Below are 17,906 nucleotides of genomic sequence, written 5' to 3'. Positions count from 1 at the left end.
GCGAGAGCAGCGCTAAACTGCTTACCCAATGAACATCGTTCGCATATTCCTTGCCTGCGCTGTGCTCGCGACCTGCGGGGCAGCTTCAGCCCAATACCAATGGGTGGATAAAGACGGTCGCAAGATCTTCAGCGACCGCCCCCCCTGCGGACATACCCCAGAAAAATGTGTTGAAGCAGCCGCGTGGCGCCAGCGCGGCTCAACGGCCCACCCTGCCGCCAACCGTGCCGGAAGCCACCGCTGACGGTGGGTCGCAAGAGACTCCGGCTCCGGCTCCGGCCTTGGCGGCCAAAGTCGGCAGCCCAGCCCAGGGCATCGACAAATCCCTCGAAGAAAAGAAGAAACAGGCCGAAGCAGCTGAAGCCGCCAAGAAAAAAGAAGAAGAGCAGAAGCTCGCCGCTCAGCGTGCCGAAAATTGCAAAAGAGCGATATCGGTGAAGGCTGGCCTGGACTCAGGTGTGCGCATAGCACGAACCAATGAAAAAGGCGAACGGCAGTTTCTGGATGACGCCGAACGCGCCGCAGAAATGCAACGGGTGCAGGCGATCATTCAGTCCGACTGCAAATAGCCGGAACTCAGTATCCAGACTTGGCCCCTGATCTTCGTTGTGCGAACAGGCCGGCCGAGCTGGCGCCCTGTTTCTTGAAACGCTCGCGCCGGGCCACTTTGGGGTCGACCTTTAAAGCCCGCCAAATTTCCACCCTGTCCTGATCGCGGAGGGGATGGTCTAGTGCTGTCTTGCGGCCCCAGATGCCCACACTGCCATGCTCGATCTGGAGGTCAGGAAAGCGGGCAAGCAGGCCGCTGCCCTCAACCGCTTGACCCACTGTGCTGCCAGTCGGCATGGCAAGCTGCACTACACACACCTGCCGCGGCGCGTGGGAGTAAGCCACTGTAACTGCGATGTTCACCATGCTTGCCTGCGTTGTCACGCAGCGTGTCCATAGACTTGCTCGGCGCGTTGAACAAACGCATCGACCATGCTGGAAGCCACTCGATCAAAGACTGGGCCCACCAATTTGGCCAGCAAGCTGCTGGAGAACCCATAGATCATGGTCAAGTCCACTTTGCAGGCCCTTTGGCTTCCATCTCCGACCGGGGAGAACGTCCAAACGCCTTCCAGGCTGGAAAATGGCCCTTTCACCAAATGCAGGCGAACCTCCCTGCCGGGCACGTGCTCGTTGCGCGTAGTAAAGCTTTGCTTGATGCCCTTGAAATCGATGCCGACTTCAGCCTCCATGCCGGTTTCGTGCTGGGACAGTACCTGGGCATGGTCGCACCAGGGCAGGAACTCGGGGTAGCGCGCTACATCGGTCACCAGTCGGAACATTTCCTCAGGGGAGTACCAGATGAGCACTGATTTTCGAACGGTTTTCATAGAATGCGTATTTCGCCTTCGATTCTAAGAGGGTCTACCGACAAGGGGTGGAACCCGTTCGCTTGCAGCGATCAGCTCCGCCCCCATCTGCTTATCCATGGCCTCCAAAACTCCCGCATCCAAGAACCCCGTCATTGCAGACAACAAAAAAGCCTTCTTCAACTACTTCTTCGAAGAGCGTTTCGAAGCGGGAATGGTTCTGGAGGGCTGGGAAGTCAAAGCGCTGCGTGCTGGCAAGGTTCAGTTAACTGACGGCTACGTGGTGATCCGCGATGGTGAGTTGTATGTGATCGGATGCCAGATCAACCCACTCGGCACCGCTTCCACCCATGTGCGACCAGACTCCGTGCGCACGAAAAAACTCCTCATGAAAAAGGAGGAAATTCGTCGCCTGATCGGCAAGGTCGAGCAAAAAGGGTACACCCTGGTTCCAATCAATCTGCATTGGAAAAATGGCCGAGTGAAGTGCGAGATCGCGTTGGCCAAAGGCAAGGCGGAACACGATAAGCGCGACACGATCAAGGACCGCGAAAGCAAGCGCGAGGTGGAGCGCGTCATGAAAAGCCGGCATCGCTGATGCCCGAGGGAAAGGCGCACCCGTCTACTCCCCTGCTGCTCCTTGCTGCTCCTCGCTCCTATGAGACAGGCCTCGCAGGGACGGCTTTATCGCCCGTGCGCCCTGAGAAAATGCTCAACATGCGCTTGATGCCCAGCCATTGTTGAGCCCAGAAACCGCGCCCATAGTCCCTTCCGATGGCTTGGTCATCAATGCCTGTAGGTCTGGCCCCGCCTTGCCAGCTGGCGCTTCTGAAGATGATGTCCCAGCAGGGAAACAAAACACCGAAATTGGCCCCATAGCGGTGGCTAGCGCCCCGCCCTGGCTCATGGCCCAACCCCATTTCGTGGTGCCGACGGTGAAAACGCGGGCTGACAAGTAGTTTTTCAGCCCAGATCGGCCAGCGCCAGCGCAAATTGGCATGTTGCAAGCTTTCAAACAACTGCGAAATCGCAAGCAACGCCACGAACTGGGAAGGGCCTACCCCGATCAGCAAGGCCACGGCGACGAAAGTCAGATCGACGAGCACCGAATCCAGCAGATGATTGCGGTTGTCGGTCCACATGGTCATTTGACGCTGACTGTGGTGCACGGCGTGTAACTGCCACCACCATTGAAATCGGTGCTGAAACCGGTGCACCCAGTAGCCCAGTGCGTCAAAAACCACCAGATACAGCAGAAAACTGACCCAGGCCACATCAGATACGCCCGGCCAAAATTGGTCCAGCTGCAGCGTGGGCAAGCCGTGCGCTCGAATCATGCTGAAAAGCCGGAGCGCCCACTCCTCAAATGTGAAGAACATGGCCAGCTTGAAAATACCGAGCCGGTGAAGCAAGGTGTAGACAATATCTACGCGAATGGCATGGCGATCGGTCACCGCCTCGACCGGCCAAAGGCGTTGGGCCGGGCCAATCACCAGCACGAGCACCGCGATTTGCATCAAACCGACCAGGAGCCAGCCAGTTGCAGCGTATCCATTTTCAAGCAGATTGCCCGCGCCCAATGCAAAGGCAATCGGCTGAATGAGTATCTCAAACAGCCATTGCTGCATCACAGAGAAAACATTGACAAACCAGTCCATCGGCTACGCTTTCAATCTGACAGAAGTTTCCTGAATTCACCCACCATGCGAAGCGATCCAGCCCTTCAGGTCTGGGTGCTCGCGCAAGGTTGCGAAACAGAATCCCTTTGACTTCAGTCCCACAACAAGGGGCTCCAGCACCTCGGGCGCCCAAGGGTCGCGACGCGACCAGATACCCAGGTGGGCGAGCAGAATATCCCCGGACCGTATTGTCGCAAGGGCTCTCTTCAGTAGCGCGTCGTTCGGATACCTTTCGCTCGGTAGCTCGTCGCCCAAAAACCCAGCTGGCGACCACCCGACATGCTTGTAGCCGCACTTTTCAGCGACGGCCAGCAAAGCTGCTGAAGTCTTGCCGCCAGGCGCGCGGAAGATTGGCAACACTTTTTTCCCGGTCACGGATGTCAATCGCTTTGCTGAGGTTGCAATACTTTCACAGTACTGAGCCGCATTCCAGGTCTGGCTGCGTCCGGCTTGTGCACCTGCAGAGGGTTTGACCTGAAACCGCAACGGTTGGCCGGCCAAGTCTTGCTGCCAATAGTCATGATCCCAAGTGTGCGAAGCGAATTCATGTCCTTCGCCAGCCCGCGCCCTCCACCAGGGTGCCCAGTGCGCCCCCAAACTTCCGTCTCCCTCCTTCGTGCGCTCGTTCGCGGCAAAGAAAGTGACTTTAACGTTCTGGCGTTTGAGTACATCGGCGACCAATGGCGCAATGTCCATGTGGCCGGTGTCGAAGGTTAGGTAGATCGGCTTGCAAGCAGGTCCGGTACTTTGCTGGGCCCCAGCGGCAACGCTCGCGCCGGCCACACCCAAGGCGGCAATGGCCAGAAGCGACTTCCAGTTCGCGGGCATGCTATTGGCGGCCTACATGATCAAGCGTCCAGACGCCGTGTGGAGATTTGCCCACGTTAACCTGGCGCACAATTTTCTGAGTTTCCACGTCAATTACCGTGAGCTTCTTCGCCCAGCGCGAGCCGACCATGATAAGTTTGCCGTCGGATGAGATGTCCATGCAATCAGGACCCGAGGGCGCCGGAAAGCTGGCTTCGACAACCAGCGTTTGGTAGTTGATCCGGCTGATGGTGTTGGCCACGCGATTGCTCACGTACAAGCGTTGGCCGTCACCTGCCGCCCTGAAGGCGTGCGCACCTTTGCCGGTAAGGATCTTGCGCACAAATGTGGGCTCTTTTCCGCCCGCGACGTCGTAGACTTCCACGCCGTCACTGCCGGTCAGGCCGATGAGCAAGGTCTTGTCATCCGGGGTCACGAATACATCGGCCGGCATGGGGCCGGTCCTGACCCGATGTTTGAGCGATTGGGTAGCCAGATCAATCGCAACGAGCTCGTCGCTGTCCTGCATGGTCGCCCAAACCGTGGTGCTGCGGCTGTCGATCCACAGATGGCTGGGCGTGCGGCTTGTAGGAATGCGCTTGGCAAGCGTGGGCGTCGTGCCGTCCCAGTGGTAGATGTCGATGTGGTTCAGCCGGTTGGCTGCGGTGACAAACCACTTCATGTCTGGCGAGAAACGCAGATGATAGGGGTCAAGAATGCCACGGAGTGTCCGCTGCTCTTCGGCAGTGCGCGGATCGATGAAGGTCAGTGAATCTGCCCCAGCGTTGGCAACGATGACGGATTTTTCGTCTGGCGTGAGATACAGGTGGTGAGGTTCGCGGCCCGTGGGTATGCGTTTGACCTCTGTCCAAGTGGCCGGGTCAATGACGCTAACGTCACCATCCAGTGAGTTGAGCACGAATACAGGCGCTCCTTTACGGCTGGCGGCTGTGGCCGAAGCGGGCGGCGAGGACTGGACCGGCGCGGCCGCCGGCGCTGGCGCGCGACTGACTGCCCCGGCGGCAGAGACCTGCGTGTTGGAGACTGGCGATGCGGCTTTCGCCTGCTGACCAGGGGAATTATCCAGGCATGCCGACAGACAGCAGACAATCAAGACGAAAGTCAAGAGACGGGATGTTGTGATCACGAAGGAGGATTTCCGCCGGCAGGAGGCATTTTTTGCGCACGGGTGTGCGCAGATCATCCATTAACATTTGAACCATGAATCAGGTGGACATAGACGGCATTTTTCTTGAGCTTAACCATATTCCAGCCCCAAATGGGGCAGAGAAAGGCCTGGCTCCTTTGGTTTTCCTGCACGAGGGCCTGGGTTCGGTGGCCATGTGGAGAGACTGGCCCAGGCAACTTTGCGCAGTCACCGGACGTGAGGGCTGGGTGTACTCCCGTCAAGGCTATGGCAAATCAGACACTGTCGAGAACGTTCGAGGAGAGCCTCAGGAACACGATAGCGGCCGACGCAGCGGGCGCCTGTTGCCGGACTACATGCACAGAGAAGCGCTGGATGTACTGCCCAAGCTGCTGGCAAAGCTGGGCATACAGAAGCCCGTATTGATCGGTCATTCTGACGGTGCCACCATTGCTCTGCTTCATGCCACCCGGCACCCCGTCAGTGCCTGCGTAGTTTTGGCACCACATGTCATGGTGGAAGATGTCACCGTTCGGTCCATAAACGAGGCTCGGCACGCCTATGAAGCCGGCGATCTGCGCAAACCGCTGAGCCGTTACCACGACCAGGTAGACGTCGCCTTTTGGCAATGGAACGACATCTGGCTTTCCGATGCCTTCCGAAGTTTCGACATTCGGAATGAATGCCAGGCCATCACTGCCCCCCTGCTGGCCATACAGGGCCTGGACGATGCTTACGGAACGATGGCTCAGATCGATGACCTCGTAGACGCGGTTCCGCAGGCCTTATCGCTTGTGATTCCCCAGTGCCGGCACTCACCGCACAGGGATCAGCCTCAGATCGTGAATGAAGCCATCGCGAAATTCCTCCGCGAATAAGCGCTTCACCCTGCCAGCAGCGCCAGATCCGACGCGCCAAGCCAGCGCCACTGTCCGGGCGCCAGTTCGGCTGGCAACGCGAGACCGCCGATACGCGAGCGATGCAGGCCTTCCACCCTGTTGCCGACGGCAGCCACCATCCGCTTGACCTGGTGATACTTTCCCTCTGTCAGGGTCAGGCGCAAGTGCGAAGGGGCCACGATTTCGCAGGCGGCCGCGCGCACGGGCTTCGGATCATCATCCAGAACCACGCCTGCGAGCAGGCGGTCGCGTTGCTTTTCGTCCAGCTCGTGTTTGGTAGTGACTTCGTACACCTTGGCCACATGCCGCTTTGGTGAATTCATGCGGTGGATGAACGCGCCGTCATCAGACAGCAGAAGCAGTCCCGTTGTATCTTGATCGAGGCGGCCAACGGCTTGCACACCCTGCACTTTCCCTGCGGTGGGGCGCTGGCGCAGCGGCACCGGCAACAGGCTGTACACGCTGGGCCAGGCACCTGGTCGATGCGAGCACTCGGTGCCTGCGGGTTTGTGCAGCATCAGGTAGGCCTTGGCGTGATAGGCCCAGGGCTGGCCTTGCACACTGAACACCAGCTCTGGCGTTTCAGTGTCAACCTGGGTTCCTGGATCGGTGCAAACGGAACCGCGCACTTCCACCAACCCGCGCTCAATCAAGCCCGCGCAGATGCGGCGGGTGCCAAAACCTTGGGAGAAAAGTAGCTCATCCAGGCGCATGTCGACTCTCCTACCGCCTTAGCTTTCCAGCCGGATGAAATGCTTCCGGTAATGCTCCAGCTCGTCGATAGACTCATGGACATCAGCCAGCGCGGTGTGCGATTGCTGCTTCTTGAACGATTCACACACTTCCGGCCGCCAGCGGCGAGCCAGCTCCTTCAAGGTGCTGACGTCAATGTTTCGGTAATGGAAAAAGGCTTCCAGCCGAGGCATGTACTTGACGAGAAAACGGCGATCCTGACCAATGGTGTTGCCACACATTGGCGAAACCCCCTTACCCACGTAGCGAGATAAGAAGGCGATGATCTGGTCTTCTGCCTGACTTTCGCTCAGGGTGGAGGCCTTCACTTTGTCTATGAGGCCGCTGCGCCCATGGGTGCCTTTGTTCCATGCATCCATCTGATCGAGCAAGGCATCGGTCTGGTGAATCACCAGGACCGGCCCTTCCACGCGGGGCGTCAACTGGGGTCCACTGACCACCACGGCAATTTCAATGATGCGCTCCTTCTCGGGGTCAAGCCCGGTCATCTCGCAATCCAGCCACACGAGGTTTTGGTCGGACTTGGCCAAATCTGGGCCCGAATCTGGGCTTGAGTCAGGAGGGAGCTCGGAATTTTCAAGGTCTGTCATGCCTAGGATTGTCTACGAGCCCTGGCGCCCACTCGCAAGTGTTCGGTTAAAAATGCACCTACACTGCGTTCCATTGACACAATTCTCCTGATTTGATTCTTTGAGACCCGAGAAACTCGTGACGGAAAACGCCCTCATCCTGCCCCCTGCATTGCTGACCAGTCTGGTGTTCGGCCTTGTTCTGCTCGCAAGCGTGGTGGTCAAATTCTGGCTTGCCACGCGGCAGATTCGTGCCGTGGCGCGACATCGTGCTGCTGTACCAACGGAGTTTTCGCAAACCATCAGTCTGCAAACGCATCAACGAGCGGCCGACTACACAGTCACCAAGCTGCGCTTCGGCCTGTTGGAATTGGCCCTTGGCTCAGCGACTCTCTTGGGATGGACCCTGCTCGGAGGCCTCGACTGGCTGAATGCCAGCCTGCTTTCCGCCTTCGGGCCCGGCTACCCTCTGCTTCAGCCTCTGGCCTTGATCGGCATATTTGCACTCATCAACGGTGCCATCGACCTGCCGCTTGCCCTGTATCAGACCTTCGTGATTGAGGAGCGTTTTGGCTTCAACAAGATAACTTTCAGACTATGGCTGGGGGATCTGCTCAAGTCCACGCTAGTGGGCATGGTTATCGGCTTGCCTTTGGTGGCGCTGGTACTCTGGTTGATGCAGGCCACTGGCAGCCTCTGGTGGCTATGGACTTGGTGCGCCTGGATGGGTTTCAGCCTCTTGATGATGGTGATCTACCCCACGGTGATCGCCCCGATATTCAACAAGTTCCAGCCCCTGGAAGACGATACGCTCAAAGAACGCGTAACCCGGCTCATGACACGCTGCGGATTCTCCGCCAAAGGGCTTTTCGTCATGGATGGCAGCCGTCGTAGCGCCCATGCCAACGCGTATTTCACTGGCTTTGGCGCTGCCAAACGGGTGGTATTCTTCGACACGCTTCTTGCGCAGCTCTCGCCATCCGAAGTGGAGGCCGTACTGGCTCACGAACTGGGGCATTTCAAGCACAAGCACATCATCAAGCGCATTGCCGGCCTGTTTGCCTTCAGCCTGGCAGGACTTGCGCTGCTGGGGTGGCTTTCGACCCAGCTTTGGTTTTACGCAGGGCTGGGCGTCACACCCAACCTGCCGGTGCAACTTGGCGGCACTGTTCCCAATCATGCATTGGCGCTTCTTCTTTTTATATTGACGGTGCCTGTGTTCACCTTCTTTCTCTCCCCCTTGATGGCCCAACTGTCTCGCAAACACGAGTTCGAAGCTGATGCTTACGCTGCTGCCCAGGCCAATGCGCAAGACCTATCAAATGCACTGGTCAAGCTGTACAAAGACAACGCCTCCACCTTGACGCCTGATCCCCTCTACGTTCGCTTCTACTACTCCCACCCACCGGCTTCCGAACGTATTGCGCGGATGGGTGGAAAAATAGTGCCCGTCTGACCCATGCCTTCCTTGCCAACTGGCGGCCAAGTGGCTGCAACCGATCTGAGCGCATCATTGGCGCAACTCGAAGGGTGGAAGTTGATCGAACTCGATGGGGCACCGGCAATCGAAAAAAGCTGGCAATTTGCCGATTTTCACCAGACCATGACTTTTGCCAACGCTGTGGCGGGCGTCGCGCATATGATGGATCATCATCCGGATATGACCGTAAGCTACAACCGTTGCACAGTCCGATACACCACGCACGACGCCGGCGGGCTGACACAGCGCGACCTGGATGCCGCCACGCGCATCGATGGGCTGCCAGAAGGCTTCGCCGCCCCGTGAACAAACCACGACCCTCCTCCAGAAGTCTGGACACCTCCCTGAATGAAGGCCTGGTGGTCGCCAGCCATGGGCGTCATTGTGTGGTTGAAACCCCTGTAGGCGACCGCGTCATCTGCCACCCACGGGGAAAGAAACTCGCCGTGGTGGTTGGTGACCGAGTGCGCTGGCAGCCCTCGCAAGACGAAGGCACGATTGAGAAGATATCACCCCGCCGCAACTTGTTTTTTCGCCAGGATGAGGTTCGCACCAAATCTTTCGCGGCAAATCTGGATCAAGTACTGATTCTGGTAGCCGCTGAACCAGAGTTTTCAGAGCATCAGCTTGCGCGAGCATTGATCGCGGCCGAAGCCGAGCATATTGATCCCTTGATCGTGCTTAATAAGGCCGACCTGACCGCGCCGTTTGCGTCAGCCTGGAAGCGGCTAGCCTCCTATCGAGACATGGGTTACACCGTTTTGCCGCTGGCCGCCAAAGCCGGTAGCCATGCCGCCTTGCCCGAGGGGCGATCTGATGGCAACGGACTCTCTTCACTAGTTGAACGCCTGCAGGATCGCACCACACTCATTCTTGGCCCCTCGGGGGCTGGAAAGAGTACCCTGATCAACCGCCTGATTCCCGGGGCCAGTGCGCAAACGCGTGAGATTTCCCAGGCTCTCAACTCCGGCAAGCACACCACCACCAGCACAAGCTGGTATTGGGTGGACACGTCGCGCCGCACAGCGTTGATCGACTCACCTGGCTTCCAGGAGTTTGGCCTGCGCCACATAGATCCCATGCAATTGGCCGCCTACATGCCCGACATCAAACCCCACGTGGCCAATTGCCGTTTCTATAACTGCACGCACACGCATGAACCAGGATGCGGCGTGCTACCTGCGGTGGAAAGTGACTCAGGCGCCGGGACAATAAGCGCCGCGCGTTACAAAATCTACACAACGCTTTTTGACGAATTGACAGCAAATCAAGGGTGACCTGCATAAATCCAGGCGCACAGGTCTACGAGCCGGGCTGCACCAGGTCCATGCGGCGCCGGATGCGTTCGGCATCTGTGGAGTCTCCTCGTTCTTCAACCAAGCGAGCCTGAACGCCCAGCCAAGCGAGCAGCGGACGCCGCCACCCTTGGCGGGAAGCCGTTTCAACTGCCATAGCCACCGTTTCCGGGGTTGCAGCGCCTCGGCGAAAGATGACTCCGGCGGCCACCAGTTGGGCGAACGGGTCATCTATGCCAGCCACGCTGGTGCCCCCAGTGGCCACAGCACGGTGATGCGCAGGCAATAACGAAACTTCTTCAGCTGCAGCCTGCCCATACAAGTAGCCAGCGTAAGCGCGCTCAGCATCGGAAGCGTCGGCCCTCAGTGGCTCGAAGCCTGTACAGGGCTCAAATACCAGACTTGCTACTCGGGTGGCACAGCGGTTCAACTCGATGCGGGCGACCAGGTCGGGCCGGCCTGTACGCGAAGTTTCAGCACGCGCCAAGGAAAACTCCCGGGCCTCAACGCGTGAGTCACCCTTCAGGTAGGCCTCGGTAAAGCGCTCGACGTGGCCAATGGCGTTGATGCTCCAGTCCGGTACCTTCGGACCGCTGGAGCAGGCAGAAAGCATGGCGCTTGCCAAGAGCGTCAAAATCGTCAGGCGTTTGGAGGAAACGCTCGTCGCGAACCGCTTCAGCGCAACCCAATCTTGGAGGGGACGCTGAGAATGCAAGGCATCCATCATGGCAGTTTTACCTCCTTCTCTTTGGGCGCAAACGGCCATTTTTGATTGATCTCTGTGATGAGGCTGTCGATCTTCAGCAGGCTGCCCTCCACGTCCGCACGCAGATCACCCAGATTGGTGGTGGCCTCACGCGCATTTCCCGCCACGGCCTGAACATCCACCAGAACGGCATCAACCTTGACAACCGTTTGCCTGACATCTTGAAGCAAGGCGTTTAGTTGCCTCACGGCGGTCTGTGCGTCGGTTACCAGGCCGTCCTTGCCTAGCACCTGCTGGTCGGCCTTTTTAACAACGCCATCAACTTGCACAGCCACGCTGTCCAGACTTTTCAGCAGCCGGTTCGCCCTATCCAGCATCTCAGTGACACGTTGAGCATCCGTTTCATTTCCTGTCACTGCCGACAGCAAGCCACCTTTGCTGCTATTGAGTCTGCCTGTAAATCCACGCAACTCCGTGAGCGTGCTTGCGAGTGCAGAATCTGACGAGGTGAGGCTGTTGAGGTTTTGCAGCACGTCGCGCGCATCAGCCACCATTTTGGGGATTTCAGCCGACACATCGCCGCGCAGCACCATGCGTTCGGCATCAGGCGGCAGCGGCGCGTCCTCCGGAACGCCAGTAAAAGCGCGGAGCCTGGCGGCGCCAACCAAACCTTTTTCGAGTGTGAACACGCTAGATTGCCGCAACCAGTGTGCGTCTTTGACGGGCACGTCCACCAAGATACGAACCACACCTCTTTCGCCGAGCTCGATGAGCCTCACACGACCTATGGGGAAACCTGAAAAGGTCATATCCATTCCCACGGAGACACCTTCAGAGTCGTCGGTGGTCAGAGTGAGCCTTTGTGTAGCCTCGAAGGCGCCGCGCACCCACATCAGGTAAAGCACTGAGGCCACGATCAAGAGCCCCATGAAAGCCAGGAGCAAGGCGGCGCGAACCTCAAGCCGCCGAGCTGCCAGTGTTCCTGCGGGAGGGGCCTCGAGAAGATCAGATGCGCGCGGTTCTGTCAGATGGGATCCATTCGTGTCTGACTGAGGCGGTGGAGGTGGTGCGGAATGGGGCATGCGACTCAATAATAATTCCCGATGAGCGACGCAATCTCGATGGTCAGCATCAACATGACCATCTGCACCAACCCTTGGAGCTCGACACTGATGCGCGATTCTCGGCGCGGAATATCGCGCAAGGCATTGCCTACGGGCAACAGAGCCACTGCAAGGGCGAACATCAGTGTTTTCATGCTGAAGATCATGGAAACCACCGGATTGAAAATTTGCCCCACGGCGTGGTTGTATGACACGACACCCGCGAGCGTAAAGCCATGCACGGCGATATAGGCCAGCACCAGGGAGACCGAGCAACTCACCACCGCCAGCAGGATCACCGCGAACATTCCGGCCAGCACGCGAGGCAGTACCTCGTGGCTCAAGGGGTCTATTCCGCGCGCGCTCAGGGCTGCAAAATTACCAGCACGGCGCCGCTTGTAAAGGTCGGAGCCGCCGGGAATGGTGTACTCCACAGCCACGAATAAAGCCGCGGCGAGAGGAATGAGTTCCAGAACCAAGACCCGGATGACTGCATCGAGGGCATACTGATCCAGGCCATAAGCAAATGCCGTCACCACGACGATGCGAATGACCACCACGTTAAATAGTGCCATTAGTGCAGTAAAGCCAGGTAGCCCAGGTCCCGCAGCAAAATACATATGGCGGAGCACTGCGCCGCGAGATTCTTGCCGATAGCTCGATGGAGAGAGCGCAAGGACCATGACCTGCGCCCCCACGAAGACGACAGCCCACCAGCCCGCGAGCCAGCGCAACGCCCCGCGCCCAAGATCAAAGAGCCAGCCGTAAAGTGTCAAGCCGGAGGTCATGTCGAAGATCATACTTTGGGAGGCGGCATTGCTACGGCAAAACGTTACTGAATTTGACCTTGCGTCACGCCCCAACGAGCATTCCACACCGTGAAATAAATCGGAGGAAGTGTGCCTTGGGTGACCGCCATGTGAGCGTTCAGTGTGCATTCCGCGAAAACGGAATAAAATTGTTTACATTTTGACAATGCGGGTTATTACAGCTCGTCAGGGCGGTGCGATTTGTTGCGCAGCCGCCATAGCGTTGCGAACTAAGCCGCAATCTGCCACTTTACGCTGCTCCATTCTGTCTCACGCTGCTATATTGTTGCACTGCGGCATTTTTTTCAGGCAAACCCCATGCTCTACGACATTTACGAAGCACAGCGGACGCTCATTGAGCCGTTTGCCGACCTGGCAGAGGCCGCTGCCAAGCTTTACGGCAACCCACACTCGCTGGCGGGCCAACTACCCATGTCCCAGCGTGTGTCTGCTGCTTATGCCGTGATGCATCGGTTGGGCAAGGATTACGAGAAGCCCGAATTTGGCATCCGCAAGGTTGCTGTTGACGGGGTGGATGTTGCGATTGATGAGCGGATCGAGCTTGACAGGCCGTTTTGCGAGTTGCGCCGCTTCAAGCGCTTTTCCGACGACCCGGCGACGCTGACCAAGCTCAAGGATCAACCTCCTGTGCTCATCGTGGCGCCCCTCTCGGGCCACTATGCCACGCTCTTGCGGGACACAGTGCGCACCATGCTGGAAGGCCATAAGGTTTACATCACAGACTGGAAAAATGCGCGAACAGTGCCCTTGTCTGAGGGTGAATTCCATCTGGATGATTACGTCAATTACGTCCAGGAGTTCATCCGCCACCTTCAAGGCATCTACGGCAACTGCCACGTGGTCAGTGTCTGCCAGCCTACCGTCCCGGTACTGGCAGCCGTGTCTCTCATGGCAAGCAGGGGCGAAAAAACCCCGCTGACCATGACCATGATGGGTGGCCCCATTGATGCCCGCAGATCCCCCACTGCCGTCAACAACCTGGCCACGCGCAAGAGCATCGAATGGTTCGAGAACAACGTTATTTTCCGCGTACCGACGAACTATCCCGGTGCCGGACGACGCGTCTACCCGGGCTTTCTGCAGCACGCTGGGTTTATCGCAATGAACCCGGATCGTCACGCTCTGAGCCACTACGATTACTTCAAGGACTTGATCAAGGGGGATGAGTCCAGCACCGAATCGCACCGCAAGTTCTACGACGAATACAACGCCGTGCTCGACATGGACGCTGATTACTACCTGGAAACCATTCAGACGGTGTTTCAGGACTTCAAGTTGGTCAATGGCACCATGGAGATCCGCTCGCCAGAAGGCGCCCTGGAGCTGGTACGCCCGCAAGACATCAAGACATCTGCCCTGCTGACCATTGAAGGCGAGCTGGACGATATTTCCGGCTCGGGCCAAACCAAGGCTGCTCACGATCTATGCATGGGCCTCATCGATCGGGAACAGCGTCACCTGGAGGTCCAGGGTGCCGGGCATTACGGTATTTTCAGCGGTCGCCGCTGGCGCGAAACAGTCTATCCGCAAGTGAAGAAGTTTATCGCCCAGCACGAAAAACCCGAGGTGCTCACCGGGAAAGTCGACGAGATCGCACCTGTGATTCCCGAGGAAATCAGCAGCGCCGAGGATGTGGCCAGCCCTCCCGTGAAGGCCCCCAGACAGAGCGCAAAAGCCGCCCCCCGCAACACTAATCGGGCGGTGAATTCGGTTGCCTCGAGGCGCCGCAAAGCGTCGTGAAGCGGGGTAAGTGCCTTCTGTGAGGGCCGCGCAGAGTCGTCCGCTGGCAAAGCTTCTACTGAAAGCTCTGCCGCAAACGCAATGTACGCGGTGCGGTTATCCAGACTGCGCTGGCTACGCTCGAGCCATCGAAACTGGGGAGGCGCTTATCAACCAATGCCCACCCGGTGGCGCGGAAGGCATTCAGCGCCTGGCTAACATCACCGGACTTGATCCCCTCCCCCTCAATCCGGCACATGGCGCGGAAGCTCCGCGAAGCGTGGCCTGGATCGACGAAGCATGGTGCATAGGCTGCACGCTGTGCATCAAGGCGTGCCCGGTAGATTGCATCATCGGTGGCAACAAGCGCATGCACACCGTCATAGAAAGCGATTGCACGGGTTGCGAGTTGTGTATTCCGGCGTGCCCGGTAGACTGTATCTCGCTGGAAAACGTGACGGGCGATCGCACGGGCTGGGACGCATGGTCGGAACAAGAAGCCGAATCGGCCCGGGTGCGATACGAATCCACCCGTGCACGACGAAAACGCCAAGCCGATGCACACGCCGCTACTCTTGAAGAAAAAGCCAAGGAAAAACTGGCCCACTTGCCTGAACTCACCAAAGGCGCTTCTGGCGACGAGCTAGACCGCAAGCGCTCCGCGATCGAGGCTGCACTCGCCAGGGCCAGGGCGAAACGGCAGGCGACACCAAAATAGCGCCGCGCTTGGATTTGCTACCCTGAGATCGGCAGATTGACGCCCCGTGCAGGTCGTCATCCGGCACAGCGACCCGCGAGGAAACTTTAAACACCCTCTCAGGGGATTAGAAACTCACGGCTGATGTGTGCACCTAGCTGGCTGACGCGATCCAGGAACTGAGTCAAGTACGCGTGAAGGCCGTTGGCAAGGATCTCGTCGATGCGGCCGTAGCGGAGATCGGCCCTAAGTTTTCCTGCGTGCCGCAAGGTTTCATCATTCGGGCTGGTGCCAACATGTCGGAGACTGCCCATGACTTCGCTGACGCAATGATGCAGTGAACGAGGCATATCCTCTCGCAACATCAGTAGCTCAGCCACGCGTTCGGGTTTGATGACATCACGGTACACCTTCCGGTAGACCTCGAAGCCACTGACACTGCGAAGGATGGCTGACCAATGATAAAAATCGTACTCTTGGTCACGTGCGCTGGCAGCACCAAAAAAATCGCGTTCCACCGCATGAAACTTGACATCCATCAGCCGCGCAGTGTTGTCTGCACGCTCCAGGAATGTACCCATGCCCAAAAAATGAGACGCTTCATCTTGCAGCATGGTGCCCAGCGAAACGCCGCGAGACAGGTTGGAGCGAAACTTCACCCATTCAAAAAACTCTCCTGGATCGCGGTCGAATGCGCCTTCTCGGATGAGGCGGGTGCTTTCAAGCCAGGTCTGGTTTAGCGTTTCCCAGACCTCCGTGCTGAGCGTTCCTCGCACTGCACGTGCGTTCTCACGGGCAGCTTTCACGCACGCGATGATCGACGAAGAGTTGTTCTCATCCTTGACCATGAAGTCCAACACGCCATGTTGGGTGATCTCACCATGCAAGGCGGTGTAGGCAGGTACCAGTTCGCTGATGGAAAGTACGCCCTGCCATCCTGCTTCGCTGGTGCTCGCCGATTGCGGCAGCAGCGAGGTTTCGTAAAGCACATTCAGCATGCGGGCGGTATTCTCTGCCCGTTCGGTGTAACGAGACATCCAGAATAGATGATCGGCTGTTCGGGAAAGCATGGTTCCTCCTGACAATATTCTTGGTGCAACTGCTGAGCGCCTGTGCTTTGAACTCGCTCTTAGAACGTGTTTAGGATCTCTGCGCGAGGGGCGTTGTGTTCGAAAAGCTGTGGCTGCAAGGCGAAAAACGCAGTGATACCTCGTGGTATCGCGAGGATTTTCAACGCCGCAGACGCGTTTTTTCGGGCGCAACGGACCCGCAAGGAGATCGTAAACACGTTCTTAAGCCTCCAACACCCAGGTATCCTTGGTCCCGCCTCCCTGAGAGGAGTTGACAACCAGTGAACCCTCATTGAGCGCCACCCGCGTCAGGCCGCCTGGAGCCATGCGCACCTGCTTGCCACACAGCACGAAAGGCCGCAAGTCGATGTGCCGAGGAGCCACACCGCTTTCGACGTAGGTCGGGCAACTGGAGAGGCTTAGCGTTGGCTGGGCAATGTAGCGGGCGGGATTGGCCCGAATCGCTTTACCGAAAGATTCAATCTCTGCAGAGGTGGAGCTTGGCCCAATCAGCATGCCATAGCCGCCAGCACCATGAACCTCCTTGACCACCAGGTCTTTGAGGTTGGCCATGACATACTCAAGATCGTCTCGTTCTCGGCAAATGTAGGTAGGCACGTTCTGAAGAATAGGCGCCTCGCCTAAATAGAATTCGATCATTTTTGGAACATAGGGGTAGATCGATTTGTCGTCAGCCACGCCGGTGCCTACAGCATTGCAAATTGAAACATGACCTTGGCGGTAGGCCTTCATGAGATCGGGGCAGCCCAAGGTTGAATCGGGTCGAAACGCCTGCGGGTCCAGGAAATCGTCGTCCACACGGCGGTAGATGACGTCTACGCGTTGGGGGCCGCGCGTGGTACGCATGAAGACAAAACCGTCCTTGACGAAGAGATCCTGACCCTCCACCAATTCAACGCCCATTTGCTGCGCCAGGAAGGCGTGCTCGAAGTAGGCGCTGTTGTACATGCCGGGAGTCAGCACCACCACTGTGGGGTTATCAGCCATTTCTGGGCGGCTCTCGCGCAGGGCTTCGAGCAAGAGATCAGGATAGTGGGCAACAGGTGCGACGCGATGGCTGGCGAACAGATGGGGGAACAACCGCATCATCATCTTTCGGTCTTCGAGCATGTAGCTCACGCCACTGGGCACACGCAGGTTGTCTTCCAGCACGAAGTATTCGCCCCGGCCTCCTTCTACCCCCGCACGAACGATATCAATACCCGCAATGTGCGAATAGATCTGGTTCGGCACCGCCACGCCTTGCATGACCGCCCGGAATTGAGCGTTGTTCAGCACCTGCTCCGCCGGAATGACGCCGGCTTTCAGGATTTCCTGCTCATGGTAGACATCGTGCAAGAATCTGTTCAGCGCGGTTACGCGCTGCACCAAGCCGCGCTCCAGTACTTCCCACTCATTTGCAGGAATGATCCGGGGGATGAGATCAAACGGAATTAAACGCTCGGTGTCGGTTTTGCCTTCGTCGTTGGCGCCATAAACGGCGAAAGTTATCCCAACGCGGCGAAAGATCATTTCTGCTTCTTCCCTCCGCGAGCGCATCAGATCCTCACTCTGCTGAAGCAGCCACTTGGCATACCCCCGGTAATGCGGGCGGACCGGACTATCCGCCTCGTAGCCCAGCGGCTTTACGTTGGCCGTTGTTCCAGCCAAAGATTCGAACATTTCGTCGAAGGGGTGCATGTATGGTCTCCAGTTCTATTCGTAATTTGCTGAAGGATGCCCTCCATAACTCCCTGCGGTCGGTGGCAGCACGGCCTCGGGCGATCCGTACTA

At 58.0% G+C, this 17,906-nt stretch carries 21 protein-coding genes; 9 read left to right on the top strand and 12 right to left on the bottom strand.

Annotated features, from left to right (window positions below):
• The first annotated feature begins 28 nt into the window (after positions 1–28).
• Together AAAK34_RS12200 and AAAK34_RS12195 are read left to right on the top strand one after the other, a co-directional pair.
• A complete protein-coding gene (locus AAAK34_RS12200) occupies positions 29–244 on the top strand; it encodes a DUF4124 domain-containing protein (RefSeq protein ID WP_431777316.1) in 216 nt (71 codons plus the stop codon).
• Complete coding sequence (locus tag AAAK34_RS12195; RefSeq protein WP_431778044.1) at positions 171–569, top strand: DUF4124 domain-containing protein; 399 nt, start codon at positions 171–173, stop codon at positions 567–569. The genes AAAK34_RS12200 and AAAK34_RS12195 overlap by 74 nt, the downstream gene beginning before the upstream one ends.
• Before the next feature lie 7 nt (positions 570–576).
• Here AAAK34_RS12195 and AAAK34_RS12190 read toward each other — a convergent pair whose 3' ends face one another.
• Positions 577–915: an RnfH family protein gene (locus tag AAAK34_RS12190; protein WP_231693281.1), complete on the bottom strand. Its 339-nt coding sequence runs from the start codon at positions 913–915 to the stop codon at positions 577–579.
• Between the two features lie 14 nt (positions 916–929).
• Positions 930–1,379: a type II toxin-antitoxin system RatA family toxin gene (locus tag AAAK34_RS12185; RefSeq protein WP_231693280.1), complete on the bottom strand. Its 450-nt coding sequence runs from the start codon at positions 1,377–1,379 to the stop codon at positions 930–932.
• Positions 1,380–1,476: 97 nt separating this feature from the next.
• Here AAAK34_RS12185 and smpB point away from each other — a divergent pair, with 97 nt between their 5' ends.
• Positions 1,477–1,956 carry an SsrA-binding protein SmpB gene (smpB, locus tag AAAK34_RS12180; RefSeq protein WP_231693279.1) on the top strand — a complete coding sequence of 160 codons (480 nt, stop codon included), beginning with the start codon at positions 1,477–1,479 and terminating at the stop codon, positions 1,954–1,956.
• Between the two features lie 58 nt (positions 1,957–2,014).
• On the opposite strand, the gene AAAK34_RS12175 is transcribed toward smpB, so the two are convergent.
• From AAAK34_RS12175 to AAAK34_RS12165, 3 genes are read right to left on the bottom strand one after another with little or no spacing between them, the layout of a single operon-like run.
• Positions 2,015–3,016 carry a sterol desaturase family protein gene (locus tag AAAK34_RS12175; RefSeq protein WP_231693278.1) on the bottom strand — a complete coding sequence of 334 codons (1,002 nt, stop codon included), beginning with the start codon at positions 3,014–3,016 and terminating at the stop codon, positions 2,015–2,017.
• A gap of 36 nt (positions 3,017–3,052) precedes the next feature.
• A complete protein-coding gene (locus AAAK34_RS12170; protein ID WP_231693277.1) occupies positions 3,053–3,865 on the bottom strand; it encodes a polysaccharide deacetylase family protein in 813 nt (270 codons plus the stop codon).
• A gap of 1 nt (position 3,866) precedes the next feature.
• Positions 3,867–4,943, bottom strand: a complete 1,077-nt coding sequence (locus AAAK34_RS12165; RefSeq protein ID WP_431778020.1) for a YncE family protein — start codon at positions 4,941–4,943, stop codon at positions 3,867–3,869.
• Positions 4,944–5,065: 122 nt separating this feature from the next.
• Here AAAK34_RS12165 and AAAK34_RS12160 point away from each other — a divergent pair, with 122 nt between their 5' ends.
• Complete coding sequence (locus AAAK34_RS12160) at positions 5,066–5,869, top strand: alpha/beta fold hydrolase (RefSeq protein WP_231693275.1); 804 nt, start codon at positions 5,066–5,068, stop codon at positions 5,867–5,869.
• Positions 5,870–5,874: 5 nt separating this feature from the next.
• Here the strand turns inward: AAAK34_RS12160 and AAAK34_RS12155 are convergent, their stop codons facing one another.
• Positions 5,875–6,603, bottom strand: a complete 729-nt coding sequence (locus AAAK34_RS12155; RefSeq protein WP_231693274.1) for a 16S rRNA pseudouridine(516) synthase — start codon at positions 6,601–6,603, stop codon at positions 5,875–5,877.
• 18 nt (positions 6,604–6,621) lie between these two features.
• Positions 6,622–7,233, bottom strand: coding sequence for an oligoribonuclease (gene orn / locus AAAK34_RS12150; RefSeq protein ID WP_231693273.1), 612 nt, complete (start codon positions 7,231–7,233; stop codon positions 6,622–6,624).
• Between the two features lie 118 nt (positions 7,234–7,351).
• On the opposite strand from orn, the gene AAAK34_RS12145 reads away from it, so the two are divergent.
• Genes AAAK34_RS12145 through rsgA form a run of 3 tightly spaced genes read left to right on the top strand, consistent with a single transcriptional unit; the run spans position 7,352 to position 9,969 of the window.
• Positions 7,352–8,668 (top strand): M48 family metallopeptidase, encoded by a 1,317-nt coding sequence (locus AAAK34_RS12145; protein WP_431777315.1) that lies wholly within the window; start codon positions 7,352–7,354, stop codon positions 8,666–8,668.
• 3 nt (positions 8,669–8,671) lie between these two features.
• Complete coding sequence (locus AAAK34_RS12140) at positions 8,672–8,998, top strand: 4a-hydroxytetrahydrobiopterin dehydratase (protein ID WP_431777314.1); 327 nt, start codon at positions 8,672–8,674, stop codon at positions 8,996–8,998.
• Complete coding sequence (gene rsgA, locus AAAK34_RS12135; protein ID WP_231693271.1) at positions 8,995–9,969, top strand: ribosome small subunit-dependent GTPase A; 975 nt, start codon at positions 8,995–8,997, stop codon at positions 9,967–9,969. The genes AAAK34_RS12140 and rsgA overlap by 4 nt, the downstream gene beginning before the upstream one ends.
• Positions 9,970–9,994: 25 nt before the next feature.
• On the opposite strand, the gene AAAK34_RS12130 is transcribed toward rsgA, so the two are convergent.
• Genes AAAK34_RS12130 through AAAK34_RS12120 form a run of 3 tightly spaced genes read right to left on the bottom strand, consistent with a single transcriptional unit; the run spans position 9,995 to position 12,584 of the window.
• Positions 9,995–10,714: a hypothetical protein gene (locus AAAK34_RS12130; RefSeq protein ID WP_431777313.1), complete on the bottom strand. Its 720-nt coding sequence runs from the start codon at positions 10,712–10,714 to the stop codon at positions 9,995–9,997.
• Positions 10,711–11,775, bottom strand: coding sequence for an MlaD family protein (locus tag AAAK34_RS12125; RefSeq protein WP_431777312.1), 1,065 nt, complete (start codon positions 11,773–11,775; stop codon positions 10,711–10,713). Before AAAK34_RS12125 ends, AAAK34_RS12130 begins: the two co-directional genes overlap by 4 nt.
• Positions 11,776–11,780: 5 nt before the next feature.
• Positions 11,781–12,584, bottom strand: coding sequence for an MlaE family ABC transporter permease (locus tag AAAK34_RS12120; RefSeq protein WP_431777311.1), 804 nt, complete (start codon positions 12,582–12,584; stop codon positions 11,781–11,783).
• 339 nt (positions 12,585–12,923) lie between these two features.
• Between AAAK34_RS12120 and AAAK34_RS12115 the strand changes: the two genes are divergently transcribed.
• The gene (locus AAAK34_RS12115; protein WP_231693267.1) at positions 12,924–14,366 is read left to right on the top strand and encodes a polyhydroxyalkanoate depolymerase; all 1,443 of its coding nucleotides are present in this window, start codon (positions 12,924–12,926) and stop codon (positions 14,364–14,366) included.
• 10 nt (positions 14,367–14,376) lie between these two features.
• Entirely contained in the window at positions 14,377–15,063 is a 687-nt protein-coding gene (gene rsxB / locus AAAK34_RS12110; protein ID WP_231693266.1) for an electron transport complex subunit RsxB, read from the top strand.
• A 98-nt stretch (positions 15,064–15,161) separates the two neighbouring features.
• Here rsxB and AAAK34_RS12105 read toward each other — a convergent pair whose 3' ends face one another.
• Positions 15,162–16,112 carry an alpha-E domain-containing protein gene (locus AAAK34_RS12105; protein WP_231693265.1) on the bottom strand — a complete coding sequence of 317 codons (951 nt, stop codon included), beginning with the start codon at positions 16,110–16,112 and terminating at the stop codon, positions 15,162–15,164.
• A gap of 222 nt (positions 16,113–16,334) precedes the next feature.
• Positions 16,335–17,813 carry a circularly permuted type 2 ATP-grasp protein gene (locus tag AAAK34_RS12100; protein ID WP_431777310.1) on the bottom strand — a complete coding sequence of 493 codons (1,479 nt, stop codon included), beginning with the start codon at positions 17,811–17,813 and terminating at the stop codon, positions 16,335–16,337.
• Positions 17,814–17,906 lie beyond the last annotated feature (93 nt).

Origin of the sequence: Ottowia caeni, from assembly GCF_050821495.1 — a bacterium.
Classification (GTDB): Bacteria; Pseudomonadota; Gammaproteobacteria; order Burkholderiales; family Burkholderiaceae_C; genus Ottowia; species Ottowia caeni.
This window is presented reverse-complemented; position numbering and strand designations above follow the sequence as displayed.